23 protein-coding genes are annotated in these 26,510 nt (G+C 65.4%); 15 read left to right on the forward strand and 8 right to left on the reverse strand.

The window, feature by feature from the left end:
• Nucleotides 1-177 precede the first annotated feature (177 nt).
• On the forward strand, nt 178-1,314 hold the full coding sequence (locus BJ6T_RS30880; protein WP_014496485.1) for a GNAT family N-acetyltransferase: 1,137 nt from the start codon (nt 178-180) through the stop codon (nt 1,312-1,314).
• A 28-nt stretch (nt 1,315-1,342) separates the two neighbouring features.
• On the opposite strand, the gene BJ6T_RS30885 is transcribed toward BJ6T_RS30880, so the two are convergent.
• Nucleotides 1,343-2,566, reverse strand: a complete 1,224-nt coding sequence (locus BJ6T_RS30885) for an FAD-dependent oxidoreductase (protein WP_014496486.1) — start codon at nt 2,564-2,566, stop codon at nt 1,343-1,345.
• Nucleotides 2,567-3,038: 472 nt separating this feature from the next.
• On the opposite strand from BJ6T_RS30885, the gene BJ6T_RS30890 reads away from it, so the two are divergent.
• The 3 genes from BJ6T_RS30890 (at nt 3,039) to BJ6T_RS30900 (ending at nt 7,349) form a co-directional block, all read left to right on the forward strand.
• Nucleotides 3,039-4,385, forward strand: a complete 1,347-nt coding sequence (locus tag BJ6T_RS30890) for a lipopolysaccharide biosynthesis protein (RefSeq protein ID WP_014496487.1) — start codon at nt 3,039-3,041, stop codon at nt 4,383-4,385.
• A 229-nt stretch (nt 4,386-4,614) separates the two neighbouring features.
• Nucleotides 4,615-5,790 carry a glycosyltransferase family 4 protein gene (locus tag BJ6T_RS30895; RefSeq protein ID WP_014496488.1) on the forward strand — a complete coding sequence of 392 codons (1,176 nt, stop codon included), beginning with the start codon at nt 4,615-4,617 and terminating at the stop codon, nt 5,788-5,790.
• 29 nt (nt 5,791-5,819) lie between these two features.
• Nucleotides 5,820-7,349 carry a glucosamine inositolphosphorylceramide transferase family protein gene (locus BJ6T_RS30900; protein WP_014496489.1) on the forward strand — a complete coding sequence of 510 codons (1,530 nt, stop codon included), beginning with the start codon at nt 5,820-5,822 and terminating at the stop codon, nt 7,347-7,349.
• 78 nt (nt 7,350-7,427) lie between these two features.
• On the opposite strand, the gene BJ6T_RS30905 is transcribed toward BJ6T_RS30900, so the two are convergent.
• The 5 genes from BJ6T_RS30905 to BJ6T_RS30925 all read right to left on the reverse strand — a co-directional run bounded on the left by BJ6T_RS30905 (nt 7,428) and on the right by BJ6T_RS30925 (nt 13,544).
• On the reverse strand, nt 7,428-8,375 hold the full coding sequence (locus tag BJ6T_RS30905) for an ABC transporter substrate-binding protein (protein ID WP_014496490.1): 948 nt from the start codon (nt 8,373-8,375) through the stop codon (nt 7,428-7,430).
• 102 nt (nt 8,376-8,477) lie between these two features.
• Nucleotides 8,478-9,515 carry an ABC transporter permease subunit gene (locus tag BJ6T_RS30910; protein ID WP_014496491.1) on the reverse strand — a complete coding sequence of 346 codons (1,038 nt, stop codon included), beginning with the start codon at nt 9,513-9,515 and terminating at the stop codon, nt 8,478-8,480.
• Nucleotides 9,508-11,031, reverse strand: a complete 1,524-nt coding sequence (locus BJ6T_RS30915) for a sugar ABC transporter ATP-binding protein (RefSeq protein ID WP_014496492.1) — start codon at nt 11,029-11,031, stop codon at nt 9,508-9,510. Before BJ6T_RS30915 ends, BJ6T_RS30910 begins: the two co-directional genes overlap by 8 nt.
• Before the next feature lie 130 nt (nt 11,032-11,161).
• On the reverse strand, nt 11,162-12,607 hold the full coding sequence (xylB, locus tag BJ6T_RS30920) for a xylulokinase (protein WP_014496493.1): 1,446 nt from the start codon (nt 12,605-12,607) through the stop codon (nt 11,162-11,164).
• A gap of 13 nt (nt 12,608-12,620) precedes the next feature.
• A complete protein-coding gene (locus BJ6T_RS30925) occupies nt 12,621-13,544 on the reverse strand; it encodes a LysR family transcriptional regulator (RefSeq protein WP_014496494.1) in 924 nt (307 codons plus the stop codon).
• Nucleotides 13,545-13,652: 108 nt separating this feature from the next.
• Between BJ6T_RS30925 and BJ6T_RS30930 the strand changes: the two genes are divergently transcribed.
• From BJ6T_RS30930 to BJ6T_RS30980, 11 genes are all read left to right on the forward strand, one after another.
• The gene (locus tag BJ6T_RS30930; RefSeq protein ID WP_014496495.1) at nt 13,653-13,976 is read left to right on the forward strand and encodes a Dabb family protein; all 324 of its coding nucleotides are present in this window, start codon (nt 13,653-13,655) and stop codon (nt 13,974-13,976) included.
• The gene (locus tag BJ6T_RS30935; RefSeq protein ID WP_014496496.1) at nt 13,973-15,052 is read left to right on the forward strand and encodes a maleylacetate reductase; all 1,080 of its coding nucleotides are present in this window, start codon (nt 13,973-13,975) and stop codon (nt 15,050-15,052) included. The genes BJ6T_RS30930 and BJ6T_RS30935 overlap by 4 nt, the downstream gene beginning before the upstream one ends.
• A gap of 4 nt (nt 15,053-15,056) precedes the next feature.
• Nucleotides 15,057-16,430, forward strand: coding sequence for an amidohydrolase family protein (locus BJ6T_RS30940; RefSeq protein WP_014496497.1), 1,374 nt, complete (start codon nt 15,057-15,059; stop codon nt 16,428-16,430).
• A gap of 21 nt (nt 16,431-16,451) precedes the next feature.
• Nucleotides 16,452-17,354 carry an NAD(P)-dependent oxidoreductase gene (locus BJ6T_RS30945; RefSeq protein WP_028169619.1) on the forward strand — a complete coding sequence of 301 codons (903 nt, stop codon included), beginning with the start codon at nt 16,452-16,454 and terminating at the stop codon, nt 17,352-17,354.
• 14 nt (nt 17,355-17,368) lie between these two features.
• Nucleotides 17,369-18,253 (forward strand): intradiol ring-cleavage dioxygenase, encoded by an 885-nt coding sequence (locus BJ6T_RS30950; RefSeq protein ID WP_014496499.1) that lies wholly within the window; start codon nt 17,369-17,371, stop codon nt 18,251-18,253.
• Nucleotides 18,254-18,307: 54 nt separating this feature from the next.
• The gene (locus tag BJ6T_RS30955; protein WP_014496500.1) at nt 18,308-19,702 is read left to right on the forward strand and encodes an FAD-linked oxidase C-terminal domain-containing protein; all 1,395 of its coding nucleotides are present in this window, start codon (nt 18,308-18,310) and stop codon (nt 19,700-19,702) included.
• Complete coding sequence (locus BJ6T_RS30960) at nt 19,699-21,225, forward strand: sugar ABC transporter ATP-binding protein (protein ID WP_014496501.1); 1,527 nt, start codon at nt 19,699-19,701, stop codon at nt 21,223-21,225. Before BJ6T_RS30955 ends, BJ6T_RS30960 begins: the two co-directional genes overlap by 4 nt.
• Nucleotides 21,218-22,168 carry an ABC transporter permease gene (locus tag BJ6T_RS30965; protein ID WP_014496502.1) on the forward strand — a complete coding sequence of 317 codons (951 nt, stop codon included), beginning with the start codon at nt 21,218-21,220 and terminating at the stop codon, nt 22,166-22,168. The genes BJ6T_RS30960 and BJ6T_RS30965 overlap by 8 nt, the downstream gene beginning before the upstream one ends.
• A complete protein-coding gene (locus BJ6T_RS30970) occupies nt 22,165-23,142 on the forward strand; it encodes an ABC transporter permease (RefSeq protein ID WP_014496503.1) in 978 nt (325 codons plus the stop codon). Before BJ6T_RS30965 ends, BJ6T_RS30970 begins: the two co-directional genes overlap by 4 nt.
• A 42-nt stretch (nt 23,143-23,184) precedes the next feature.
• Nucleotides 23,185-24,159: a sugar ABC transporter substrate-binding protein gene (locus BJ6T_RS30975; RefSeq protein WP_014496504.1), complete on the forward strand. Its 975-nt coding sequence runs from the start codon at nt 23,185-23,187 to the stop codon at nt 24,157-24,159.
• Between the two features lie 88 nt (nt 24,160-24,247).
• Entirely contained in the window at nt 24,248-24,535 is a 288-nt protein-coding gene (locus BJ6T_RS30980) for a YciI family protein (RefSeq protein WP_014496505.1), read from the forward strand.
• Between the two features lie 5 nt (nt 24,536-24,540).
• Here the strand turns inward: BJ6T_RS30980 and BJ6T_RS30985 are convergent, their stop codons facing one another.
• Nucleotides 24,541-25,518 carry an ABC transporter ATP-binding protein gene (locus BJ6T_RS30985; protein ID WP_014496506.1) on the reverse strand — a complete coding sequence of 326 codons (978 nt, stop codon included), beginning with the start codon at nt 25,516-25,518 and terminating at the stop codon, nt 24,541-24,543.
• Complete coding sequence (locus tag BJ6T_RS30990; RefSeq protein ID WP_014496507.1) at nt 25,515-26,504, reverse strand: ABC transporter ATP-binding protein; 990 nt, start codon at nt 26,502-26,504, stop codon at nt 25,515-25,517. The genes BJ6T_RS30985 and BJ6T_RS30990 overlap by 4 nt, the downstream gene beginning before the upstream one ends.
• Between the last annotated feature and the right edge of the window lie 6 nt (nt 26,505-26,510).

Consider the following 26,510-nt stretch of genomic DNA (forward strand, 5'->3'; position numbering starts at 1 on the left):
CGTGCCCCGGCACCATGAAATCTCGACACTTCGGGGGATTGATAACGATACGGCGCCTGCCCGATGCGTTAATGCAAATCGCACCCCGCTGGTGCCTCGGCCGTCACGACCCTGCTATACAAGCGCGGAATCCGGCTCGATCGATTTCTCCGGGTTATCTGGTTTCCGTGGTCACGCATGAATAAGCCGAGCAATACATTCGATATCGCCATCGAGCAGGCGTTCGACTTCCTGTCTCCGGAATACGCGGCGCTGTTCGATAGCTCTGCCGCGACCGCGTTTCAGCATCCGCTCTGGCTGGACAGCCTCTACGCCAGGCTCGCATCCCATGCAGGCGCGACGCCGCTGGTCGTCGTGGTCCGCCATCGTACGACGGGGGCGCTGGCGATGGTGCTGCCCCTGCTCCGAATCCGCCGCGGCCCGATCCGCACCATCGAATTCGCCGATCTGCGCGTATCCGACTATCTGGCGCCGGTCTGCAGTCCCGAGGTGTTCGCCAGCCTGCTGGAGGACGAAGCGGCCTGCGCGGAGATCAGGCGCCTCGTCCGCCCGTTCGACCTGCTCCGCATGACCAAGCTGCCCGACGGACGGCTTCCGATCGAGAGCCTCCTCGGCGCGCCACGCCGGGTCTCGATGGAGACGAACGCCTACGCGACCGTTCTCGTCGCGCCGTTCGAGCAATGGCGTGCCAGCGCGCTGGATCGCTCCTATCAGAAGGAGCTCGCCAAGAAATATCGCCAGCTCCAGAAGAAGGGAGCATTGAGCTTCTCGTGCTGCGACGACAGCGCCTCGATCTCCGAGGCGATGGACGCGATGAAGCAATATCGCGGTCCGCGCTTTCAGGCCCAGGGCGACGGCGATCTGCTCCAGCGCCCCGAATATTACAGCTTCTATTCCGACGTGGCGGCCCGTGGTCTCGGCTCGTTCGTCCGGCTCTACGCCATGAAGATGGATGGCGGCGTGATCGCCGCCGTGCTCGGACTGTGCCATCGCGGCAGCTTCCTCGTCATCATGAGCGCCTTCGATATCGACGGGTACAAGAGCCAATCCCTGGGCTCTCTGATGTTCGAGCAAGTGGCGAGGGATTGCATCGAGCGCGGCGATCAGATGCTCGACTTCACGATCGGCGACGAGCCGTACAAGAAATTGTTCGGCGGCCAGCCTTCGCCGATGTGGATGGTCACGCAGGCCGGCAGCACCGCGGGCGCCATCAGCCTGTTCGCGCTGAAGCAGGCGCCCTGGCTCAAGCTGGCGGCCAAGCGGCTGTCGTATTTCAGGCTATCGCCCGCGCGCACGCCGACGCCGACGCGCTGACCGAAGCGCAAGCGAGGGAGCGCGGAGCTCAGGCGCGGAGCGCGCCGCGGACGCGTCCAAGCCAGCCCGGGCGCATCTGATCGACACGATGGGTGAGACCGCGCCGCAGGAAGTGCAACCGCCGCCGCATATCCCATTTGATATCGTTGCGGGACGTCAGGGCCTGACGGAAGCGCGCCATTTTCAGCGACCGCTGGTCTGCCGCGAGCTTGTCGGGATCGGAATAGAACTGCGAGATCTTCTCCGTGCCCATGCCGGCGCTCGCGAGCCAGCGCGGCGCGTACTCCGTGCAAAGGCGATCGACGTCCACCAGCAGGCGGGCGACGCCCGTGCCGGCGGCGGGACAATTGGTCTGGAACGCATCGCCGATGAGGACGATTCCGGGCTGAAGGTGTCCCTCCACCACGGTCAGATCCATCACCCAGTTCTGCACCTTGTCGGTCACGTGGAAATCGCCGAGGTAAGGCCGCAGTCCCGGCAGCAGACGCAGGACGGTCGCTTCCGGTTCGCGGCGCAGCTCGCGCATGATCGGATCGGTCGGGTCGCGGAACATGAACAGATTGGCCCGCATGCCTGATGGCACCGGGAACAGGCTGAGATAGTCGATGCCGTCAGCGGTGCGCTCGCCGTAACAGGTCAGCGCCTGGAAATCGAACGGCGTGCCATCGCGGCGCGCGATCGTGAAGCCGAACGACACCGAATGGCGCTCGGCCAGCACGCGCCGCTTGATGCTGAGCTTGTAGCCGAGGGCTCCCGCCATGCCTGTGGCGAGCACGACGAGCCGCGCGTCCAGGCGTCGTCCGGACGCAAGCTCGATATGCTGGACATCGTCGCTGGGGTTGATTGCGGTGACTTCGTCGACGATCAGATTGGACGGATCAGGCAGCTGGCGGCGCGCCATGGCAACGAGGCCGGCGTAGGAAAACCCGTAGGCCTGGCCGACGCTGACGTCGACGACCTTGCCTTCCCGGATATTGAGCACCCGGTCATACCGGCAGGCGACGTTCTCGAGCGCATGGAGGAAGCCCAGCTTGCGGAACATGTCGAGCTGCTGGCCACCGAGCTTCTCGACCCGGAATTCGTCCGGATGCACGGCGCGCTTGTCGATGAGTGCGACGCGATGCCCCGCCCGCGCGAGCACGGACGCGGCGAGCGATCCCGCAAGGCCGCCGCCGACGATCACAATGTCTGCGACGATCGCCGCAGTCGCAGCTGCAGCGCTCGGCTCGGTCACGGGTTTATCCGTCGTCATGGTTTAGGGCTCCACGGTTAACGGTGGTTCCATGTGCAATTCTCTCGCCTGATGTCGTATCGCAGGGCCAAACGCGATCATTTCCGGCGATTGAGGTTAACGGGTCGCCGGACACATCCGTCCCGGCACGCGCCTTGCTCGGAACGACCTCGAAATACCGCGGTCTCGTCAGACCAAGGTGCCGAATTCGTTCCAGAGAGGCCATTCCAATGCTCGAACAGCCGCAGGCCGGCCGGCTTCGCCCCGCATCTTGCACCGGCACGACATCGCGCCGCTTTTCGAGCGACCCGGTGCCCGCTCAATCTGGCACATCACGGACGCCGCTGTTCCGCGGTGAAGCAGCGGCGCACGACCTTCGTCGACCATGGCCGACGGGACCTGAAGACCGCGCATTAACACTCGCATTTTTCCGACATGCTAGGCTCCCGTCGTCCTTGCAACGCCCATCTTCGGGGAACGCTCCGCATCTTCGATGATCGATCCCATTGTTCAATTTCTGCGGCGTGACGTCACGCGCGGTGTCGTCGGGACCATCCTCCTGAAGGTTGGCAGCGGCGCGCTCGCGTTTGCGTTGTTCTCGCTGGCAGCGCGAACGATGACGCCCGATGGATTCGGTATCTTTGCGACTTGGCTTTCGGTGGCCCAGATCGCCGCAGTCGTAGGACTGGTCGGTCAGGAAGCATTGCTGGTGCGATTTTTGAACGAGTATGAGGTCGGCGACAGGCCCGACCTCACCAAGGGCCTCCTGCTCTCCAGCTTCAGGATTTCCGCCGTCGCGATGCTGATCGCGATCGCCGCAGTTGCGCTGGTTGCGCATTTCAGAGGGGATTTGTGGCTGCTGATCCTCGCCGTCTCGGCCTACACCGCCGTGAGTGCCGGATTGATGCTCGGTAGCCAGATCGCGCGCTCGCTGGTCAGCATCATCATGGGCGAAGGCAACCGCGAGTTCTTCTGGCGGGTTTTCGTCGTGCTGTTTCTGCTCGCCATGCTGTTCGGACATCGGCAGCTCGATCCCGCCGAGCTGATCGCCGCAATGACGATCGCGATGTCGGTGGGCCTCGTCGCACAGATCATTGCGATCGCACGGGCGCTGCCGGATTTGCGCGCGACAGCAGCGAGTTCCGAAGCATCGCGCTGGCGATCGAGCGCGCTGCATTTCTGGCTTGCGTCCATCCTTGAAGTCGCGAACCAGTATTTCGACGTCATCCTGGTCTACTGGATGCTGGATCCGGCGACCGCCGGCATCTACTTCGCAGCATCACGCCTCGCCAACATCTTCGCCATGCTCTCCGCCGCGCTGTACTCGTTCGGCGCGCGCCGACTTCCTTCGCTCTACTTCAGCAAAAATCACCGGGAATTCGAGCGGACGCTGCAGCTCATGGCGGAAGTGACCGCGCTCTGCGTGGTCGCGGGCCTCGCGATGATCTGGATCGGCGGCCCCTATCTCCTCAACCTGTTCGGGCCTCATTTCACCGCGCAGCACTCGGTGCTGATCGTGCTCGCGATCGGAACAGCCATCCAGGCCGCGGGCGGTCCGTCGGCGGCGATCCTGCAGTTGACCGGCCATGAACGCATCTACGTCCCCGTCGTCGCCGCAAATGTCGCATTGAGACTGGTCGGATTCCTCGTCCTGATCCCCTGGCTCGGCGTGCTTGGCGCGGCGATAGCGGCCACCGTGTCGCTGGCGCTCACGACCGTCGCGCTCAATATCTTGTGCCGCCGGCGAACCGGGGTCGATCCTTCGGTTCTCGTGCTGTTGCGCTTCTCGGCGTTGCGACGCGGCCGCTATGCGGTTCGCGGCGCCGACTCCGCGGAATAGGCCTCAACCGTACGATCGGCCCGGTTGATCCGCGACGGCGCGCGCAGGTCCCGTTGGTTAACGCGCTCGCTGCGCACCATCCGGGAATCGGCAGAATTCCCGCGAGAACGCGGCAATCGGCGGTTCGCGCATTAACTCCGTTTGGTGCTAGTCGGTGTCTGCCCGATGCCTGCATGATAGGTACGGGGTTAAGAAGGTGAAGATTTCGTTTCTTTAGCGGTCGGGATCCGTGCTCCACTACCAGCCGAACAAGGAATTGGGCGAGACGACCGCGACAGAACTCGCGCGGCTGAACGGCAGCGAACGAAAGCTGCACGTCCTTCTCGTACAGACCCAGGCCGAGAACGCGGGCGCGCAGGAGATCTCCAGGCTTCTCGGCGCCGGCCTCTCCGCGCGCGGCCATCGCGTCTCCAACCTGTTTTTCTTCCGCAAATCCGATTCGTTCGACGAGCCGCCCGAGACGTTCTATTGCGCATCGAGCCGGCCGGGCAATCCGGTCGCGCTGCTGCGGATGCTGTGGACGCTTGGCGGCCATATCAGAGCCACGCGGCCCGACGCCGTCCTGACCTTCCAGCATTTCGGCAACGTCATCGGCGCGGGCGTGACGCGCCTCGTCAGCCGCGCCCCTGTCGTCGCCAATCAGGTTTCATCCGCGCTGTCGATGAGCTGGCCGATCCGCACGGCCGACATCGTCATGGGCAGCGCCGGCTTCTTCGACCGCATCACGCTGAACTCCAAGGACATGGAGCGCGAATATTCGCGCTACCCGCAGGCCTACCGGTCGCGCATGGTGCATGTCCCGCACGGCTTCGAGGACAAGGCCCTCATCCTGCCGAAGAGCGCCGCCCGACAGAAATTCAACCTGCCGCCGGACCGCGTCCTGCTCGGCTGCGCGGCGCGGCTGCATCCGCACAAGCGGCTCGATGCGGCGATACGCCTCCTGCCGGACGAGCCGTCGTGGCACCTTGCGCTCGCCGGCCAGGGCGCCGACGAAGCGCGACTGCGGCAGCTCGCGGACGAGCTGAACGTCTCGGACCGATTGCATCTGCTCGGCGAAATCGCGCCACGCCAGATCGCGGATTTTCTCGCCTGTCTCGACATATTCGTGTTTCCGACGCAGGCCGAGACCTTTGGCCTCGCCGCCGTCGAGGCCGCCAACGCCGGCGTTCCCTCGGTCGTCACCGATCTTCCCGTGCTGCGCGAGGTGCTGTCCTTCGAAGGAAAGCCCACTGCCCTCTTTGTCGATGCTTCAGATCAAGCGAAGCTGTCGGCTGCCGTCTCCAGACTCCTGACCGACCAAGCACTGAGCGATGAACTGCAACAAAACGCCAAAGGCCTGAGGCTGCGCTATTCGGTCGATGCGATGGTTGAGGAATACGTTCAAATCCTCAACCAGCTCATCTGAGCCGATGCGCTGGAATAGGTTGGCTCGACATGATCATCGAGTTTCGCTGCGAACGTAACCATGCGCGGCGGTGGATGCACCGCCAGACGCTGTCGATCGACGGCCGGGACGTTCCGGTTCAAATCGCGTGGACGGCGACGGCGGAACCGCGGCCTGCAGGTCTCGACGCGCTGTTCGGGCTGGAGCGCCTGGTGCTGCACAAAGGCAAGCCCGGCGACGCCGACCGACTGACGATCAATCCGGAACCGACGCACACCGGGACCGCCGACGTGATCGTCGATTTCACCGGTGCTCCGCGCGATCCGAACAGCCCTGCCCGGCTCTACCTCCGCCCGCTGTTCAATGGCACCGCAGGCGAGAACGCTGCGCTCGCCGCCATTCTCGCCGGCGATCTGCCGGTGATCGAGATCGTCAACGAGGTCGACGGTGCGGTGCTCGATCGCGGCCATCCGTCTGCAGAGATCGCGGCCGGTTTGAGCGGTGGGCTCGAAACGGTCATGGCGCGAACCCTGACCATGGTGGCGGCCGTCCTCTCGGGACGGTCGCGTATCGTGCCGCAGCTGGCACGCACGGCCCGAGCCGGCAACGGCCGGCGGCCGGCGGACTATGTCGTGCGCGGACTCGCCGTATCGATCGCCAAGGAGATCTACCGCCTCTGCTGCTATGCGCCGCACTGGCATGTCGGATGGCGTTTCAACGATGGCGCCGGCGTCTGGCAGACGGGAGATCTCTCCGGGCCTGGCTGGAACGTTCTCGCCGATCCCGGAAACCATTTCTACGCCGATCCCTTCCCCATCACATGGCAGGGACGAACATTCGTCTATTTCGAAGATCTCGATCACCGGGTTGGTAAGGGCATCATTTCGGCGGTCGAGTTCGGCGACGCCGGCCCGGTAGGCGAGGTCGTGCCCGTGCTGGAGGAGCCCTGGCACCTCTCCTATCCGTTCCTGATCGAGGACAATGGCGAGTTGTGGATGATCCCGGAGAGCTCGCTCCACGGGGACGTCGCGCTCTACAGATGCATTCGGTTTCCGGACAAATGGGAGCGGCACGCCACGCTCCTTTCAGGCCTCGAACTGGCCGATGTGACGATCACGCAGCACAACGGTTTGAACTATTTGTTCGGAGCTTGGCGAGACGGAACCGGCGGCTATTCGGATTCGCTTGCGATCTATTACGCCGAACACCTGCTCGGCCCCTGGTTGCCCCATGCCAGCAACCCGGTCCTGATCGATCGCGCAAGTACGCGACCTGCAGGCAATTTCGTCACCATCGATGACAAATTGTGGCGGCCGGTGCAGGATTGCGCCGACGGATATGGCGCCGCGCTCGGCCTCGCGGAAGTGGTCGAACTGTCTCCGACGACGTTCAAGCAGATCGTCCGCCACTCCCTCAGGCCCGGACCGGCATGGCCCGGCAGAAAGCTGCACACGCTGAACCGCTGCGGCCGGCTCGAGGTGATCGACGGATCGCGTGTTCAACCCAAGACCCGCGCTTTCGCAAGCAAATTTCCATCGGTCGTCTTGTCCCCGCGAACCAGTCCCCGTACCGCCTGCTAGCGCGTGGCACGACGGACGGCGTGGATCACAACGCCGCCCGTCATCTCGTGTTCAGACCGCTCCCGCGGGGGCGGCGTTCTACTGGGAACGATCCGAGGTCCAGCCCTTGTACTCGGCGACGTTGTCCCTGGTCACGAGCTTCGAGGGCAGGAGCTCGACGGTCGAGGCCGGCTTCTGGCCATTGAGAATGCCGACGCCCACCTGCACCGCGCGCCTCGCCATGAAGAACGGGTCCTGCGAAGCGGACGCCTGGATCTGCGGTGCCGCCGGATCCTTCAGCGCGGCCTCGATGTCGGGCGCGCCATCGACCGCGGTGATGACGATGCCGCTGCGGCTTTGCTGGCGCGCCGCGAGATCGGTGCCGATCGCCTGCGGATCGTTGATGGCGAAGATGGCGTCGATCTTGGGGAAGCGCGTCAGATAGCCCTGCGCGACGGTGAGACCGCCTTCACGCGAGCCTTTGCCGTCCTGGTCACTGGACAATACCTTGATCCCGGGATTCTTCGAGAGAACGTTCTTGCAGCCGACGACACGGTCAATCACGGCGGAGACCTGCGGCCCGTTCTCGATGATGACGTCGCCCTTGCCCCCCAGCTTGTCGACGATGTACTGGCATGAGATCTCGCCGGCCTGCACGTTGTTCGTGGTTATGGTGGCGTCAGCGCCTTCGGCTGCGGTGTCGACCGCGACGACCACGATGCCCGCCGCCTGCGCCTTCTTGATCGCCGGCCCGATCGCCTTGGGATCGCCGGGATTCAACAGGATCAGGTCGACGCCGGCGGCAATGAAATTGTCGATCTGGGTGACCTGCTTGCCGAGGTCGTATTCGAAGCCGACCGTCGTGATCTTCACATTGGGGTTGGTCTTCCTGGCCTCGAACTCGGCGCCCTTCGACAGCGCAACGAAGAACGGATTGCCCATCGAACCCAGCGAGACGCCAATCGACTTGAGTTCCTTGGCGAAGGATGGCGCGGTGCTTAGGGCAAGCGCCATCGCGGCGCCGGCGAGCGTGAACGTCTTCAACATTGGCTTCCTCCCTGGTCTGTATTCTTATCCGGCACGGCAGACCAGTTGCCGCAGCGGAACCTCGTATCACACCACGCGCACTCAGGTGCGCGCCGAACCCTTTCAGGTTCTGGCGGAGCCTTGCAGCCGGTAGCGGTCCAGCGCCACGGCGCCGATGATCACCAGGCCCTTGATCACGTACTGCCAGATGTCCGAGACGCCGACGAGGATCAGGCCGTTCGACAGGACGGCGATGATCAGCGCGCCGACCAGCGTGCCCCAGATCGAGCCGATGCCGCCGACGAACGAGGTGCCGCCCAGGATCACGGCGGTGATCGCATCGAGCTCGTAGGACTGGCCGAGCTGGAGACCGTTGGCCGCATAGAGCCGCGCCGCCTGCATGGCGCCGCCGAGTCCGGCGAAGAGTCCCGAGACGCCGTAGACGAAGATCAGCACGGCCCACACCTTGATGCCGGCAAGCCGCGCCGCGCTTTCATTGCCGCCGACCGCATAGATGTGCACGCCGAGCACCGTCCGCCGCAGCACCAGCCACGAGACGAGGATGACGAGCAAGGCGATCACCGAGAGCCACGGGATCGACGCCACGCCGGGAACGAGCGTCAGCGAGCCGTTGCCGATGAAGGCATAGGGAATCGAAGGATTGAAGACGGTGGTGTCGGCCCCGAGCAGTCGCGCCAGGCCGCGTACGGCGGTGAGAGAGCCGAGGGTGACGATGAAAGGCGGCAGGCGGAGGAGCGCAATCAGCGCGCCGTTGATGACGCCGAAGCCGAGGCCCGTGAGCAGCGCGGCCGGCAGCCACAGCATCCCGAGCTCCGGTAGCTTGGAGAGTGTCAACCCGGCCATCGCGGACGCCGCCAGGATCGAGCCGACCGAGAGGTCGATGCCGCCGGTAAGGATGACGAAGGTCATGCCTGCGGCGAGCACGGTGTTCACTGCGGCCTGCTGCAACACGATGCCGAGGTTTTGTCCGGTGAAGAAGCGGCCCTCCGACAGAAAATGGAAGCCGCCGCACAGGATCAACAACACCGGCAGCATGCCGGCGGCGCGGATCAGAAGCCGTATGCGCTGACGCTTGGTCTCCTGCGCGGCCGCGAGGCCCGTGGCGGCGGCAGTGTCCGTCTTTGGAGAGCCGTCATGCATCGAGTTGCTCCATCCCCGTGGCGAGCGCCATGATGTCTTCCTGGTTCAGGGGCGACGTCGCGCCACGCTCGATTTCACCGGCGATATGCCCCGCCCGCATGACGACGACGCGGTCGCAGATGCCGATGATCTCGGGCAGATCGGACGAGATGACGAGGATCGCGGTGCCGGATTTGGCAAGATTGTCGATGATCGAATAGATCTCGGACTTGGCGCCGACATCCACGCCGCGCGTCGGCTCATCGAGGATCAGGACCTTTGGCGTGGTGGCAAGCAGGCGCGACAGCAGCACCTTCTGCTGGTTGCCGCCGGACAATGCGCCGACGGTGACGTTGATATCGGCGGCACGAATGCCGAGCGCCGCGAACGCCCTGTTGGCGCGGTCGCGGGCCCTGTCGCGATCGAGGATGTAACCGATCCGGGCATCCCGGCCGAGCACCGCGAGGTTGATGTTGTCCAGACATGACATGTCCAGGAACAGGCCGAGCGTCTTGCGGTCCTCGGTCAGATAGGCGACGCCGATGTCGAGCGCCTCACCCGGCGTGCGGATATCGACCGGGCGTCCTTCCAGTTCGACACGGCCGGAGGTCCTGGGCGCCGCGCCGATGATGAGATGCGCAAGCTCGGTGCGACCCGCGCCGATCAGGCCGGCGAGGCCGACCACCTCGCCCGCATGCACGGTCAGCGAGCACCCCTTGACGCGCCGGCCATCGGCCATGTCGATCGCTGCGAGCACGGGATGCCCTCGCCCCGCCTCCGGATCATGATCCTTCTTGTAGAACGAGGAGACGTCACGCCCGACCATCAGCCGAACGATGGTGTCGGCGCGGATATCCTGCTTGTCGAGCGCCCCGACCAGCCGGCCGTCGCGCAGCACGGTGACGCGGTCGCCGAGCGCGTAGACCTCGTCCATGCGATGCGAGATGTAGATGATGGCAAGCCCCTCGGCGCGAAGCTGGCGGATCAGCGCGAACAGCCGCGCACTCTCGCCGGCCGACAACGCGGTGGTCGGCTCATCCATGATCAGGATTTTTGATCTGACGTGCAGCGCACGCGCGATCTCGACCAGTTGCCGCTGGCCCATGGAGAGGTGTGCCACCAGCGTCGACGGCAGAAAGTCCGCGCCCAGCCGTTTCAGGATGGAGCCGACGCCCTCGCGCATGGCGCCGCGCGCCAGCAAGCCTGCTCGCGACAGCTCCCGGCCGAGATAGATGTTCTCGGCAACACTGAGATTGGGAGCCAACGACAGCTCCTGGTAGATGATGGAGATGCCCGCCGCGCGGCCGCCGAGCGGACCTTCGATCCGTACCGGGCTTCCTTCGATGCGGATCTCGCCGCCGGGATCGGGCCTGTAGGCGCCCGACAAGATCTTCATCAGCGTCGACTTTCCGGCGCCGTTCTCACCCATCAGGGCATGAATTTCGCCGGCATAGACGGTGAGATCGACGGAACGCAGCGCCTTGATGCCAAAGAAGGATTTTGAGACCCCACGCATCTCCAGGATCGGATCGTTCATCGTGCCTCCCGACGCACAATGCGTTTCCTACCCGCGTCTCAGTGATTTTGTCAGCGCGGCTCACGCATTAAACAAAAGGCCGCGGCACAGAGCAATACCGAACACACGGGAATGCAACGTCGAGGCGATGCTAGTGGCGCGGCCGATACAGTTCGCGCCAGGCGGGAAGCCGCTCGGCATAAGCGCCGACCAGTCCAGCGTCGGGTTCGAACGTCTCGATGCGTTGCGGCCGCGTGCATACGGCGGCGATCGCCTCACCGGTGACAGCAAGCCGCCCCAATCTCGCCGCACCGAACGCCGCGCCGGTCTCGCCTCCGGCAAAGCGATGGATCGGAACATTCAGCACGTTTGCCAGCACCGAGAGCCAGAACCGGGACCGTGAACCACCGCCAATGGCGTCGGCTTCCGTCATCGCGATGCCGGCATCCGCGAGCGCGTCGCGGCAATCGGCAAGCGCGAAGGCAACGCCCTCGAGCACCGCCTGCACGATCGACCCGCGATCGGTGCCATGGCTCAAACCATCCAGCATGCCGTGCACGGCGGGATCGTCGTGGGGCGTCCGCTCACCCGCCAGATAAGGCAGGAAGCTCACAGCCGACGGCGCCTGCGGGCGCAATCCAAGCGGGGCCAGCAGCTCGGCCTCGGTGGCGCCGAACAGGCGCGCGATCCAGGCCAGGCAGGAGGCAGCCGAGAGGATCGCGCCGGCCTGAATCCACATGTCGGGAATGGCATGGCAGAACGTATGCACCGCGCGGTCCGGGTTGGCGGCGATTCTGCCGGTCGGCGCCAGCAAGGCACCCGAGGTTCCCAGAGACACGAACGCGGTTCCCGGCCGGATCGCGCCGATGCCGACCGCGCCTGCCGGATTGTCGCCGGCGCCGCCCGCGATCACCGGCTGTCCGGTCATGCCCCAGCGCCGCGCCAGCTCGCCGCGCAGCGTGGTCGCGGGCGCGCATCCCTCGACCAGACGCGGCATGTGATCGCGCGACAGGCCGGTCGCGGCCAGTGCTGCGTCCGACCAGTCCCGGCGCGCGGCGTCGAGCCACAGCGATCCCGATGCATCCGAGACGTCCTCGATGGCCTCGCCTGATAGCACCAGGCGCAGATAGGCCTTTGGCAGCAGAACGAGTTTCGTCGCCGCAAAGATCTCTGGCTCGTGCGTCGCGATCCAGAGCAGTTTTGGTGCGGTGAATCCTGCCATTGCCTTGTTGCCCGTCGTCGCGCGCAAGGCGGGCCAGCGCTGCTCCAGGATACGGCACTCAGCGGCAGAGCGTCCGTCGTTCCAGAGGATGCAAGGCCGTAGCGGATTTCCGCTCGCATCGAGCAGCGTGGCGCCATGCATCTGGCCGGACAGTCCGATGCCTTCGACGGCCGCCAGCTCGCCGGCATGCGTCGCCTTCAAGGCATCGAGCGTGGCGAAGGTTGCATCGATCCACTGCGCGGGATCCTGCTCGACATGGCCAGGCCGCGGCGAGAAGGTCGTCAACGGCCGGCTCTCGCTCGCAATAACGCGCTGGGCGCTGTCGACGAGAACGGTCTTGACCGCCGAGGTGCCGAGATCGATGCCGAGATACATGGCTGCTACCCGCTCACTTCGTCGCGTCCATCCAGATTCCCGGCTCCGAATGCTCGCGGATATGGGAGACGAGGAAGTCGGAAAAAGCCCTGATTTTGGCAGGCAGCCCGGCGCGGTTCTGGTAGGCGATGTTCATGGTGAGCAGCGGCAGCTCCCAATCCACCAGCACCGGGACGAGACGGCCCGCCGCGATGTCGCTTTGAACGATGTAGAGCGGCTGGATGAGGATGCCGAGCCCTGCCAGCGCCGCGCCGCGAATGACCTGGCCGTCATTGCTGTCGAGCGTCGGCGTGATGCGGACGGTCTGCGCGCCATGGCTTTTGCGCAGGCGCAGCGAATAGGGATCGTTCGCGAGATTGTAGACCAGCATGTTGTGGCGCGCGAGATCGGCGGGTTGCTCCGGCTCGCCGGCGCTTGCGAGATAGGAGGGCGCAGCGGCAAGCACGCGCCGCATCTGGCCGATGCGGCGGACGATGATGTTCGAATCCGGCTCCTGCTCGCGCGTCCGGATCGCGACGTCGATGCCGGCCTCGATGAAATCGGGATAGCGGTTGGCGGTCGTGATCTGCATGTTGAGCTTCGGATAGCGCGCGCGGAAGGCCGGCAGCATCGGCGCCAGATAGATCACCGCGAAGGACAGCGAACTCGTGACCCGCAACGTGCCCTGCGGCGACAGCGCGCGATCGCTGACGATGTCCTCGGCCTCGGCCAGCTCGCTCAGCACCCGGCCGGAGCGCTCCAGCAGTTCCTGCCCCGCCTCCGTCAACCACAGCCTGCGTGTGTTGCGCTCGATCAGCCTGACCGCAAGGCGCTCCTCGAGCGCGCTGAGATGGCGGCTCGCCGCCGCATTCGACATGCGCAAGGCCTCGGCGGCTTTTGACAGGCTGCCGAGCTCGGCCGTCTTGGAGAACACCTCCAATTGCAGCAGGCGATCCATTTTTCCACTTTTAGAAAAAGAGACTTACAAATATTGACCTTTATTTCCACATCCCGCAAGTCAAAATGGCCAGAACACAAGCAAGATTGCAGGCGAGGAAACTGGGAAATGTCGGGCCCGATCAGGCACATCGTGATGTGGCGGCTACGCGGGGAGACGCCCGCGGAGCGCTCCGCGGCGCGTTCCAAGGTCAAGACCCTGTTCGAGGGCCTGCGGGGCCGGATCGACGGCCTCACCCACATCGAGGTCGGCGTCGACGTCAGCGATGTCGACTACGCCTGCGACGTGGTGCTGTTCTCCGAATTCACCGACCAGGCCGCACTCGCCGCCTATGCCACCCACCCGGAACATTTGCGCGTCCGCGAGGCGCTGGGCGACTTGCGGATCGGACGCTTCCAGGTCGATTATCCCATCAAAGAGACCGGCGCATGATCGGTTCGTTCACCTTTGAAAACCTGCCCTGCCGCGTCGTGTTCGGCAGCGGAACGCTGGCCTCGGCCAAAGCCGAGATCGAGCGGCTCGGCGGCAAGCGCGCGCTGGTGCTGACGACGCCGCAGCAGGAGGCGCAAGGCAAGAGCCTCGGCGCAGCCCTCGGCCCGCTCTACGCCGGCATCTTTCCCGGCGCGACCATGCATACGCCGGTCGAGGTCACGGAGCGCGCGCTCGCGGCGATGAAAGCATGCGAGGCGGACTGCGTCGTCTCGCTCGGTGGCGGATCGACCACCGGCCTTGGCAAGGCGCTGGCCTTGCGCACCGGCATCAACCAGCTCTGCATTCCCACCACCTATGCCGGCTCGGAGATGACGCCGATCGTCGGCCAGACCGAGAACGGCCTGAAGACGACGGTGCGCGACGCCGCCGTGCTGCCGGAGACCGTGATCTACGATGTCGACCTCACCCTGACGCTGCCGGCGAGCCTGGCTGCAACATCCGGCATCAACGCGATCGCGCATGCGGTGGAAGCGCTCTATGCCCGTGACACCAATCCCGTGACATCGCTGATGGCGGAAGAAGGCATCCGCGCGCTGGCTCGCGCCCTGCCCGTGATTGCCGCCAAGAGCGATGACCGCGAGGCTCGCACCGAAGCACTCTACGGCGCCTGGCTGTGCGGCGTCTGCCTCGGCACCGTCGGCATGGCGCTGCATCACAAGCTCTGCCACACGCTCGGTGGCACCTTCGACCTGCCGCATGCCGAGACCCACACCATCGTGCTGCCGCATGCGCTCGCCTACAACGCGCCGGCGGTGCCCGATGCGATGGCGCGGATCTCGCGCGCGATCGGCGCGACCGATGCGTCCCAGGGACTCTACGACCTCGCGAAGCGGCTGGGCGCGAAGCTGGCGTTGCGCGACATCGGCATGCCCGAGAGCGGCATCGACAAGGCGGCCGATCTCGCCGTCACCAACGCCTACTGGAATCCGCGGCCGCTCGAGCGCAATGCCATCCGCGAATTGATTGCCCGCGCCTGGGCCGGCGAGCCGCCTGTTACCATCAAAGCGGCGGCCTGAAGCGATGCGGCGCACGCTGATCAAATCCGCGGTCATCATCAGCATGGATGAGGCGATTGGCGACCTCAACGCCGGCGATGTGCTGGTCGAGGGCAGCCGCATCGTCGACGTGCGTCCATCGATCGACCTCGGCAGCGGCGCTTCCGAAACCGAGATCGTGGACGGCACCGGGCGCATCGTCATCCCCGGCCTCATCAACGCGCACATGCACACCTGGCAAACCGCGTTGCGCGGCTATGCCGCCAACTGGACGCTGCTGGAATATTTCCGCCGCATGCATGCCGGGCTCGCGACCGTGTTCCGGCCCGACGACATCTACATTGCGACCCTCGCCGGTGCGCTGAACCAGATCAATTGCGGCACCACCACGCTGGTCGACTGGTGCCACAACAATCCGACGCTTGACCATACCGACGCCGCCGTGCGCGGCCTGATCGAGAGCGGCATCCGCGCCGCCTTCTTCCACGGCTCGCCAAAACCCGAGCCGAAGCCCGGCGAGCCGCATTTCTCCGAGATTCCGCATCCGCGCCGCGAGGTCGAGCGGCTACTGGCCGGTCCCCTCGCCGACCGCGATGGCCTCGTCACGCTCGGGCTTGCCATCCTGGGTCCGCATTATTCGACGCTCGACGTCGCCATGCATGATTTCCGTCTCGCGCGCGAACTCAACCTGATCGCATCCATGCATCAGGGCGGCGGTCCGGCCAAGACGCCCGGCGGCTGGGAGAAGTTGATCGAGGCCGGCCTCGTCGGCGCCGGCATCAACATCGTCCATGGCAACGATCTGCCCGACGATCTTCTCGACAAGATGGTCGACCTCGGCGTGTCCTTCTCGGTGACGCCCGAGAACGAGATGATCCAGGGCCACGGCTTTCCGATTACCGGGCGGCTGCTCAAGCGCGGCGTGCGACCGACGATCGGGATCGATCTCGAATCCGTGCTGGCCGGCGATCTCTTCTCCGTCGCGCGCGTCGCGCTGTCGATGCAGCGGGCTCTCGACAATGCGGAGTCGCGCACAGTGAGCGGCACCATTCCGGCGACGACCACGATTCCCGTCCGCGAGGCGCTGCGCTGGATCACGACCGAAGGCGCACGCATGCTCGGCCGCGAGGGCCAGATCGGCTCGCTGACACCGGGCAAGCTCGCTGATCTCGTCGTCATCGACGCATCGGATCTCAACCTTGTCCCGGTGCACGATCCCGTCGCGACCGTCGTGATGCAGACGAGCCTTGCCAATGTCGAGGCTGTGATGATCGGCGGCACCTGGAAGAAGCGGGACGGCCGGCTGCTGGTCGAGGGGCTGGAGACGAAGAAGGACCTGCTGGCCCAATCCGGCCGGCGGCTGGTACAGGACATCGAACGACAGGGACGCGCCGCCTGAAGGCGCCAACGGATGAAATCAATGACCGACGCTTCAAGGAATGTCGCTTTCATCGGGATCGGCAAGATGGGCCTGCCGATGTCGGCGCTCGTCGCCAAGGCCGGCTACGCAGTGACCGCATTCGATCAGAGCGCAGCCCGGATCAACGAGGCGCGTGCGCAAGGCATTTCGATTGCCGCTTCGCCCGCCGAAGCCGTGAGCGGCAAGGCCGCGGTCATCACGTCCCTGCCGGATGACGCCGCCTTGCGCGGCGCGCTGCTCGGCCCCGCCGGCCTGATCGCCGCGATGGCGGCCGGATCGGTTCTGATCGAGACCAGCACCGTGAGCGTCGAGGCTTCCACCGAAGTTGCGGCCGCTGCTCAAGCCCGCAGCATTGCCTATCTGCGTTCGCCGGTCTCCGGCAATGCCAGCATCGTTCACACGGGTGCGCTGACATGCTTCGTCTCCGGGCCGAAAGATGCCTTCGACAACGCCAAGCCGCTGTTCGCCGCCTTCACCCGCGCCCAGACCTATCTCGGGCCGGCCGAGGAAGCGCGCTACGCAAAGCTCTCGGTCAATCTGATGATCGCGGTGTCGGCGGCGATGATGGCCGAGAGCCTGGCACTGGCGCGCAAGGGCGGCATCGCCTGGCAGGACATCTTGAAGGTGCTCGACGATAGCGCGGTCGCCTCGCCGATGGTGAAGTACAAGACCGCACCGCTGCGGACACGCGATTTCGAGTCGACTTTCTCGTGCAAGCAGATGGCCAAGGATCTCGATCTCATCCTCGGCGCCGGCCACGCCGTAGGCGTGCCGCTGCAACTCGCGGCACAGGTGCGCGAGACCTATGGCTCGCTGGTCGCGCAGGGCGACGGCGACACCGACTTCATCGCGACCGTCAAGCACCTGGAACGTCTGTCCGGGCTTGGCGAGCCCAAACTCTGATCGCGGAGACACCGATGCGCAATTTCAACGAGACTACGATCACCGACGCGGTGCTGGAGCGGATCAAGGACGCAGCCGATCCACGCATCAAAGAGGTCAGCGAGGCGCTGGTGCGCCACCTTCATGCCTTCGTCCGTGAGATCCGGCCGACCCAGAAGGAATGGGAATACGGCATCGATTTCCTGACACGCACCGGTCACATGTGCGACGACAAGCGCCAGGAGTTCATCCTGCTGTCCGACACGCTCGGCGTCTCCATGCTGGTCGACGCGATCAACCATCCCGTGCCGGAAGGTGCGACCGAGACGACGGTGCTCGGCCCGTTCTTCGTCCAGGCCGCGCCGGAGAAGGACAGCGGCGCCGATATCTCGGGGCCGATGGAAGGCGATCCGATGCTGGTCACCGGCTCGGTCTCGACCGTCGACGGACAACCGCTTGCGGGCGCCATCGTGGATGTCTGGCATTCCGACGACGACGGCTATTACGACGTGCAGCAGCTCGACGACATCGGCGATCTCGCGATGCGCGCGCGCTTCCATACCGACGCCAATGGCCGTTTCCATTTCTGGTCGATCAAGCCGGCCGCCTATCCGATCCCGCATGACGGCCCCGTCGGCGAGATGCTGGAGGTACAGGGCCGCCATCCCTGGCGCCCCGCGCACGTGCATTTCATGATCTCGGCGCCCGGTTTCGAGCAGCTCGTGACCCATGTGTTCGTCGCCGGCGACAAATATCTCGACAGCGACGTGGTGTTCGGCGTCAAGGACAGCCTGATCCGCGAATTCACTGGCCACCCCGCCGGCCGTGCGCCGGATGGTCGCATGGTGGAGCGCGATTATTTCCACCTCAATTACGATTTCGGCCTGAAGCAGGTCGCGAGCAATGCGAGAGCCGCCTAGGCTAAACGAAGGACCAACAAGAGTCCGGCAACAGGGAGCAGACGAGGAGCAAGGATGGGACCGCGGGTCAGCACGAGCATATTGGCCGATCGCCTCACCGGCATGATCGGCCCGCGCGCGAGCGTTGCGCGCGGCGTGCTCGATCAGCACGGGCAGAGCGAATCGCATTATCGCAATTTGCCGCCGGACATCGTGGTCTTCCCCGAAACCACGCGGGAGGTTGCGGACATCGTGAAGCTCTGCGCCAGCGCGGGCATGCCGATCGTCCCGTTCGGTGCGGGCACCTCGCTCGAAGGCAATGCGGCCGCGGTCGCCGGCGGCGTCTGCTTCGACTTCGCGCGCATGAACAAGGTGCTGACGGTGCACGAGAGCGACATGGACGTCGTGGTGCAGCCCGGCATCACGCGAAAGCAGCTCAATGCGGAGCTGCGCGGCACCGGACTTTTCTTTCCGATCGACCCGGGTGCCGACGCCTCGATCGGCGGCATGACCTCCACGCGTGCGTCCGGCACCATGGCAGTGCGCTACGGCACCATGAAGGACAATGTCATGGCGCTGGAGGTGGTGCTGGCCGACGGGCGCGTGATCCGGACCGCAAGGCGCGCGCGCAAATCGGCCGCCGGCTATGACCTGACGCGGATGCTCGTCGGCGCGGAGGGTACGCTCGGCGTCATCACCGAAGTCACCTTGAAAGTGCACCCGGTTCCGCAGGCGATCTCGGCCGCTGTCTGCAGCTTCGACACCCTGCACGATGCCGTGGACACCGCGATCTCCGTGATCCAGTCCGCGATCCCCGTGGCACGCATCGAGCTGCTCGACGACGTCATGATGCGCGGCATCAACGCCTACGCGAAGCTCGGCTATCGCGAAGCCCCCACCCTGTTCTTCGAATTCCATGGCTCCGAGACCTCCGTTGCCGAGCAGGCCGAAGCCGCGCAGGCGATCGCCGCCGACCATGGCGGCCATGGCTTCGCCTGGGCCAAGGCGCAGGAAGACCGCAGCCGGCTCTGGCACGCCCGCGACAACACGCTTTATGCGGGCCTGGGCCTGCGGCCCGGCGCACGCGCCGTGATCACCGATGTCTGCGTGCCGATCTCGCGGCTGGCCGAATGCCTGACCGAGACCAGGCGCGACGCGGACGAGCACGGCTTTACCGCCCCGATCGTCGGCCATGTCGGCGACGGCAATTTCCACATGCTGATCCTGATCGACCCGGCCAAGCCGGACGAGGCCGAGGGCGCCAAGGCGCTTCAGGCCCGCATGGTCGCCCGCGCCATCGCCATGGACGGCACCTGCACCGGCGAGCACGGCATCGGGCTCGGCAAGATCGACTATCTCGCTGACGAGCTCGGCGAGGCCGTCGACGTGATGAAGTCGATCAAGACCGCGCTCGATCCTGATGGACTGATGAATCCCGGAAAGATCTTTGCGAGCGGAGTGCACGCATGAGCAGCGCCGCATTGGCCATCGAGCCCGCCTCACCCACGCCGCTGCTGGAGCTGCGCGGCATCAGCAAGGAGTTTCCCGGCGTCAAGGCGCTGGATGACGTGTCTTTCGCCGTCTTCCCCGGCGAAGTCCATATGCTGTTGGGGGAGAACGGCGCCGGCAAGTCGAGCCTGATGAAGGTGCTGTGCGGCGCCTACCGCGCCGATGCCGGCGAGTTCTATTATGAGGGCAACAAGGTCGCGATCTCTTCGACCGCGGATGCGCAGAAGCTCGGCATCGCCGTGATCTTCCAGGAATTCTCGCTGGTCCCCCATCTCGATATCGCGCAAAATATCTTCCTTGGCCGCGAGCCGAAGGGCCGCATTCCCGGCACCATCGACCGCCGCAAGATCCTGGCCGACGCGAGGCGCGTGCTCGGCACGATCGGATTCGACATCGATCCCTCCACCACCGTCGACAAGTTAGGGGTGGCACAGCAGCAGATGGTCGAGATCGCGAAGGCGATCAGCCAGAACGCGCGCATCCTGGTCATGGACGAGCCGACGGCGGCGCTGTCCGACCGCGAGACCGAGCTGCTGTTCGCCCTGATCGCGCGGCTGAAGGCCGACGGCGTGTCCATCGTCTACATCTCGCACCGGATGGCGGAGGTGTTCGCGCTCGGCGACCGCATCACGGTGATGCGCGACGGCCGCCGCATCGATGGCGTTCGCCCCGCAGACGTCACGCCGGACCAGCTCGTCCGCATGATGGTCGGCCGCAACGTCGACATGACCTATCCGCGCAGTTTTGCCGACAAGCCCGGCGAGCTGCTGCTCGAGGTCAAGGGCTTGAGCTCGTCGACCGGCATCTCCGACATCAACATCGAGGTGCGCCGGGGCGAGATCGTCGGCCTGTGCGGCCTCGTCGGTTCCGGCCGCAGCGAGGTCGCCCGCGCCATCTTCGGCGCCGATGCCGTGACATCAGGCGAGATCATTTTCGACGGCAAGGCCATCTCCGGCGAGCCTGACCTTGCCGCCCGCCGCGGCATCGCGCTGATTCCGGAGAGCCGCAAGAGCGAGGGCCTCGCCTTGCTGCGGTCGGTAAGCGACAATCTCGTCGTGTCGGCATTGAAGAAGCTGTTCCCGAGCGGCCTGTTCGATCAGCGCAGCGCGCAGCGCACCTCCGACAGCCTGATCCGGCAGTTGCGCATTGCCACGCCAAGCGCGCGCCAGACCGTCGGCCTGCTCTCGGGCGGCAACCAGCAGAAGGTCGTGATCGGCAAGTGGCTGGCGGCCGGCTCGAAGCTCTTCATCTTCGACGAGCCGACGCGCGGCATCGACATCGGCGCCAAGTCCGAGATCTTTGCGCTGATCGACCGGCTGGTCGCCGAAGGCGCGGCGGCCTTGATGATCTCGTCCGAGCAGGTCGAGATCTGCCATGTCTGCGACCGCGCTTATGTGATGCGCGAGGGTCGCATCGCCGGACACCTGACCCGCAGCGAGCTGACCGAGGAGAACATCGTGCGACTGGGGATGCATCATGCGTGAAGCCGCAGTCGTCTCACAACCCAATCCGCTGCAGCGCATTCCCGGCGTTGCCATTGTGCTGGTGCTGCTGATCGCGCTGTTCAGTGCGGTCGCGCCCGGCTTCCTGTCGGTCGCCAACCTCTCCAACGTGCTGGTGCAATCGACCATCCTGACCATGCTGGCGCTGCCGATGACCTTGATCATCATGACCGAGGGGTTGGACCTGTCGATGGGTGCGGTGCTGACGCTGACCTCGCTCTGCGTCGCCATCGTGTCGCTCGCGACCAAGTCGATGCTGCTGGGCCTCGGCGCCGGGCTTCTGGTCGGCGCAGCCTTCGGCTTCGCCAACGGCTGGCTGGTCGCCATCATCGGCATTCCGCCCTTCGTCGCGACACTCGGCACGCTCGGCATGGCGCAGGGCCTGTCGCTGATCGTCAGCGACGGCCAGAGCGTGGTCGGCATCCCCCACAGCGTGCGCGACATCTATTCGGCGACACTTCTCGGCGTGCCGATGCCCATCGTGATGGCACTGGTGACCTACGCGGCCTTCCACGGACTGCTCTACCACACCCGCTTCGGCACCTACATCTTCGCGCTCGGCGGCAACCGCGAGGCGCTGCGCTATGCCGGCCTCTCGCCAAACAAGCTGCTGATCGCGGTCTATGCGATCGGCGGCGCCATGGCCGGCATCGCGGGCCTGCTGATGACCGCGCGCATGAATTCCGGCCATCCCACCGCCGGCCTCGGCCTCGAATTCGATGCCATCGCAGCCGTCGCGGTCGGCGGCACCTCGTTCGAGCGCGGCAATGGCTGGCTGCTTGGCACCCTGCTCGGCGTGATCGCGGTCGGCGTGCTTCGCAACGGGCTCAACCTGATCTCGATGCCCTCTTCGGTGCAGGTCGCAAGCGTCGGCGTCCTCGTCATCGTCGCTCTGTTCCTCGACGGCCTCAGGAGCCGCGCATGACCGACATCTCCAAAGAGGCCCTCTCGCCGCCCCGCTCGTTCCTGTCGCAGGACGCGATCCAGGTGTTCTACCGCCTGCTCGCGGCGCTGCTGATCTGCGCGGTGCTGGCCGTGCTCAGCGATTCCTTCCTGAGCCTCGGCAACATCCTCAACGTGCTGAGACAAGCGAGCCTGACCTTCTTCATCGCCTCGGGCCTGACGCTGGTGGTGCTCACCGCCGGCCTCGATCTCTCCGTCGGCGCCAATGTCGCGCTGTCGGCCTGTATCGCCGGCACCGTGATCCACAAGACCGGCTCGCCGGCGCTCGGCATCCTCACCGGGCTCGCCTGCGGCGGCATCGTCGGCCTGCTCAACGGCATCATGGTCACCGCGCTGCGCATCCCCTCCTTCATCGCCACCTATGGCATGCTCTGGGTGCTGAACGGCCTCACCTACTGGTACATGGCGGGCGAAACCCTGCACGGCTTCCCGGCCGGCTTCCGCCAGATCGGCAGCGGCTATTTGTTCGGCCTACCGATCCCGGTCTATCTGCTGCTGGTGTTCCTCGGGATCGGGACGCTGTTCGCGCAACGCACGATCTGGGGTCAGGAGATCTATGCGATCGGCGCCAATCCGGTCGCCGCCCGCCTCTCCGGCATTCCGGTCGCACGGCGATTGCTGCTGGTCTACGCGGTATCAGGCACCATGGCGGGGCTGGCCTCGATCATCTTCCTGTCGCGCCTCAATTCGGCCGAAGCCGACATCGGCGAAAGCTTGACGCTGCCCGCGATCGCGGCCGTGCTGATCGGCGGAACCTCGCTGTTCGGAGGGGTCGGCACCGTGTTCGGCACCTTCATCGGCGCGCTGATCCTGACGCTGGTGCTGAACGGCATGAACCTGTTGTCGGTCAGCGCCAACTGGCAGCCGCTGGTCACCGGCATCATCGTCATTCTCGCGGTCTGGCTCGACATGAAGACCCGCCGACGCGCGCAATGAACTGTTAGAAATCCAACAAGCAAAATGAGGGATGGAGGCTACATGAAACAGACACTGGGTTATCTGGCGCTGCCGCTGCTGCTGGCGGCCGCGTTCACCACGCAAGCGCGCGCCGACGGCGAGACCATCGCCGTGTTCACAAAGAACCAGACCAATCCGTTCTTCCAGACGGTGCGGGTCGGTGCCGACAACATGGCGAAAGCGCTGAACGCGAAGACGCTGCAATACATTCCGACCAAGCCGGATTCGATCCCCGAGCAGCTCAGCCAGATCGAGGACGTCGTGGTGAAGAAGCCGAGCGCAATCGTCTTCACGCCGGTCGACTACAAGGCGATGGTGCCGGGCGTCGAGAAGATCAACGAAGCCAAAATCCCCGTCGTCAACATCACCGACCGCTCCGCCGGCGGCAAGTTCCTCTCCTTCGTCGGTGCCGACGATTACAGCCTTGGCCTCGAAACCGCGCGCTTCATGCTCAAGACACTCGGCGGCAAGGGCAACATCGTCATCATCGAGGGCGTCAAAGGCTCGCTGACCAATGTCGATCGCGTCCGCGGCTTCAACGACGCGCTGAAGGAGAATTCGGGCGCCAAGCTGCTGGCTTCGCAGCCCGGCAACTACCAGCGGCTGCAGGCGCTCCAGGTCATGGAAAACCTGATGCAGTCGAATTCGCAGATCGACGGGGTGCTGGCGGCCAACGACGCCATGGCGGTCGGCGCGATCGAGGCGCTCGACGGTGCCAATCGCAAGGCGCAGGTGATCGGCATCAACGGCACCAAGGAGGCGATCGACGCGATCAAGTCCGGCAAGCTGCTTGCGAGCGGCGACTACAACGGATTTGCGCAAGGGTGCCTGGGCACCATGATGGCGATCCGCAGCTTGCGCAACCAGCCTGTCATCGCCGAGATCGTGCTGAAGCCGACCGTTATCACCAAGGACAATTACCAGCCGTTCGACGTACCGCTGGAGCAGCGGACCTGCCCGACCTTCGAGGACGCCGGCAAGCTCGGCGCCAAGTAGCCCAACCGCTGATCACAAGCGCGGACGGCCGCCTTCGCGGCCGTCCCAAGAAGCGTCCCAAGAACACCGACACGTCAACGGAGACATCATGCTGTTCGCCATTCACGCCCTCGACCGCACCGGCGCGCTGCCGACCCGGCTCGCCAATTACGACGCGCACAAGGCCTTCCTGAGCGACACATCGCGCTTCGGCGTCAAGATCGTGATGTCGGGGCCGCTGGTCTCCGACGATGGCGCGAACATGATCGGCAGCCTGTTCCTGATCGAGGCGCCCGGCCGCGCCGAGGTCGAAGCCTTCAACCGCGCCGATCCCTTCGCCGCAGCCGGCATCTGGGAGAAAGTCACGATCACGGGCTTCCTGCGCCGCCAGGGTTGAAGGGCCTACGGCGCCTCTTCGAGGTGACAGGCCACCCATTGCTCAGGCCCGGTCGAACGCAGCGTCGGCTCCTCCGTCCGGCAGCGATCGAAGACGTATGGGCAACGGGTGTGGAAGCGGCACCCGCTCGGCGGGTTGATCGGGCTCGGCACGTCCCCCTTGAGGATGATGGGATTGCGCTGGGCGCCGGGCTCGGGCAGCGGGACCGCGGAGAGCAACGCCTTGGTATAGGGATGCCTTGGCGCGGCAAAGATCTCGCGGCGTGGCGCGACCTCGACGATCTTGCCGAGATACATCACCGCGACGCGGTGGGTCATATGCTCGACAATCGCGAGGTCATGGCTGATGAACAGCAGCGCCAGGCCGAACTCGCGCTGCAGGTCCTGCAGGAGATTGACGATCTGCGCCTTGACCGAGACGTCGAGCGCGGAGACCGCCTCGTCGCAGACGATCAGCTCGGGCTCGGCGGCGAGCGCCCGCGCGATACCGATGCGCTGACGCTGGCCGCCGGAGAATTCGTGCGGCCGGCGGTTGAGCGCCTCGCGCGGCAGCCGCACGGTGTCCATCAGCGCCGTCACACGGGTCTCTAGATCGGCTGCCGACTTGGCGAGGCCGAAATTGCGGATCGGCTCGGCCAGGATGTCGCGCACGCGCATGCGCGGATTGAGGCTCGAGAACGGATCCTGGAACACCACCTGCACGCGGCGGCGCATCTGGCGCATCGTGCTCGGATGCGCGTCGTCGATGCGCTGGCCGTCGAGGATCACCTGGCCCGCGGTGATGTCGAACAGCCGCAGGATGGCGCGGCCGACCGTCGACTTGCCGCAACCGGACTCGCCGACCAGCGACAGCGTCTCGCCCTTCGCGATTTCGAACGAGACACCGTCGACGGCATAGACATATTCGGACTTGCGGCCGAACAGGCCCTTTTTTACCGGAAAATGCTTCTTGAGGTCGTTGACCTGGAGCAGCGGAGGGCTCATGCCGCGATGGCCCCCTTGGCGGCGTAGTGGCAGGCGGCGACGTGGCGGGGCGCCTTCTCTTCGAGCCCAGGCGCATATTGGCGGCAGAGATCGGTCGCGAGCGCGCAGCGGCCGGCAAAGACGCAGCCGATGATGGGCTTGCGCAGATCAGGCACCTGCCCCGGGATTTCGGCCAGCCGCCGCGCGGTGCCCGTTAGAGACGAGCCGAGCCGCGGCACAGCGCCGAGCAGGCCCTGCGTATAGGGATGGCGCGGCGAGCGGAACAGCTCGGCCACCGGCGCCTCCTCGACCTTGCGGCCGGCATACATCACCATGACTCGCTCGGCGATCTCGGCGACGACGCCGAGATCGTGGGTGATCAGGATGATCGCCGCACCGACCCGGCGCTTGAGATCGAGCATCAGCTTCAGGATCTGCGCCTGGATGGTCACGTCGAGCGCCGTGGTCGGCTCGTCCGCGATCAGGAGTTTTGGATTGCAGGCCAGCGCGATCGCGATCATCACGCGCTGGCGCATGCCGCCGGAGAGCTGGTGCGGAAATTCGCGCACGCGCCGCTTCGGCTCGGGAATGCCGACCAGCGTCAGCATCTCGATCGCATGCGCCTCGGCCGCCTGCTTGTCGAGGCCCTGATGGATCATCAGCGTCTCGCGGATCTGGCGGCCGACCGTCAGAACCGGATTGAGGCTCGTCATCGGCTCCTGAAAGATCATCGAGATGTCGTTGCCGCGGATCGCGCGCATCTCGCGATCGGACAGTTGCAGCAGGTCCCTGCCCGCAAAGCGGACGGCGCCTGCGATCCTGCCCGGCGGCTCCGGAATCAGCCGCATCAGCGACATCGAGGTCACCGACTTGCCGCAGCCGGATTCGCCGACGATGGCGAGCGTCTCGCCTTCGTTGACATGAAAGGACACGCCGTCGACCGCGCGGTTGATGCCGCCGGGCGTGCGAAAGTGGGTCTGGAGGTTCTCGACTTCGAGCAAAGCCATCGCGAT

This window comes from Bradyrhizobium japonicum USDA 6, assembly GCF_000284375.1.
Classification (GTDB): domain Bacteria; phylum Pseudomonadota; class Alphaproteobacteria; order Rhizobiales; family Xanthobacteraceae; genus Bradyrhizobium; species Bradyrhizobium japonicum.

What these genes read in the sequence shown, in the direction of transcription:
- BJ6T_RS30880 (WP_014496485.1), top strand. Translation starts at nt 178, where the DNA reads ATGAATAAGCCGAGCAATACATTCGATATCGCCATCGAGCAGGCGTTC.
- BJ6T_RS30885 (WP_014496486.1), bottom strand. Translation starts at nt 2,566, where the DNA reads ATGACGACGGATAAACCCGTGACCGAGCCGAGCGCTGCAGCTGCGACT.
- BJ6T_RS30890 (WP_014496487.1), top strand. Translation starts at nt 3,039, where the DNA reads ATGATCGATCCCATTGTTCAATTTCTGCGGCGTGACGTCACGCGCGGT.
- BJ6T_RS30900 (WP_014496489.1), top strand. Translation starts at nt 5,820, where the DNA reads ATGATCATCGAGTTTCGCTGCGAACGTAACCATGCGCGGCGGTGGATG.
- BJ6T_RS30905 (WP_014496490.1), bottom strand. Translation starts at nt 8,375, where the DNA reads ATGTTGAAGACGTTCACGCTCGCCGGCGCCGCGATGGCGCTTGCCCTA.
- BJ6T_RS30910 (WP_014496491.1), bottom strand. Translation starts at nt 9,515, where the DNA reads ATGCATGACGGCTCTCCAAAGACGGACACTGCCGCCGCCACGGGCCTC.
- BJ6T_RS30915 (WP_014496492.1), bottom strand. Translation starts at nt 11,031, where the DNA reads ATGAACGATCCGATCCTGGAGATGCGTGGGGTCTCAAAATCCTTCTTT.
- xylB (WP_014496493.1), bottom strand. Translation starts at nt 12,607, where the DNA reads ATGTATCTCGGCATCGATCTCGGCACCTCGGCGGTCAAGACCGTTCTC.
- BJ6T_RS30925 (WP_014496494.1), bottom strand. Translation starts at nt 13,544, where the DNA reads ATGGATCGCCTGCTGCAATTGGAGGTGTTCTCCAAGACGGCCGAGCTC.
- BJ6T_RS30930 (WP_014496495.1), top strand. Translation starts at nt 13,653, where the DNA reads ATGTCGGGCCCGATCAGGCACATCGTGATGTGGCGGCTACGCGGGGAG.
- BJ6T_RS30935 (WP_014496496.1), top strand. Translation starts at nt 13,973, where the DNA reads ATGATCGGTTCGTTCACCTTTGAAAACCTGCCCTGCCGCGTCGTGTTC.
- BJ6T_RS30940 (WP_014496497.1), top strand. Translation starts at nt 15,057, where the DNA reads ATGCGGCGCACGCTGATCAAATCCGCGGTCATCATCAGCATGGATGAG.
- BJ6T_RS30945 (WP_028169619.1), top strand. Translation starts at nt 16,452, where the DNA reads ATGACCGACGCTTCAAGGAATGTCGCTTTCATCGGGATCGGCAAGATG.
- BJ6T_RS30950 (WP_014496499.1), top strand. Translation starts at nt 17,369, where the DNA reads ATGCGCAATTTCAACGAGACTACGATCACCGACGCGGTGCTGGAGCGG.
- BJ6T_RS30955 (WP_014496500.1), top strand. Translation starts at nt 18,308, where the DNA reads ATGGGACCGCGGGTCAGCACGAGCATATTGGCCGATCGCCTCACCGGC.
- BJ6T_RS30960 (WP_014496501.1), top strand. Translation starts at nt 19,699, where the DNA reads ATGAGCAGCGCCGCATTGGCCATCGAGCCCGCCTCACCCACGCCGCTG.
- BJ6T_RS30965 (WP_014496502.1), top strand. Translation starts at nt 21,218, where the DNA reads ATGCGTGAAGCCGCAGTCGTCTCACAACCCAATCCGCTGCAGCGCATT.
- BJ6T_RS30970 (WP_014496503.1), top strand. Translation starts at nt 22,165, where the DNA reads ATGACCGACATCTCCAAAGAGGCCCTCTCGCCGCCCCGCTCGTTCCTG.
- BJ6T_RS30975 (WP_014496504.1), top strand. Translation starts at nt 23,185, where the DNA reads ATGAAACAGACACTGGGTTATCTGGCGCTGCCGCTGCTGCTGGCGGCC.
- BJ6T_RS30980 (WP_014496505.1), top strand. Translation starts at nt 24,248, where the DNA reads ATGCTGTTCGCCATTCACGCCCTCGACCGCACCGGCGCGCTGCCGACC.
- BJ6T_RS30985 (WP_014496506.1), bottom strand. Translation starts at nt 25,518, where the DNA reads ATGAGCCCTCCGCTGCTCCAGGTCAACGACCTCAAGAAGCATTTTCCG.
- BJ6T_RS30990 (WP_014496507.1), bottom strand. Translation starts at nt 26,504, where the DNA reads ATGGCTTTGCTCGAAGTCGAGAACCTCCAGACCCACTTTCGCACGCCC.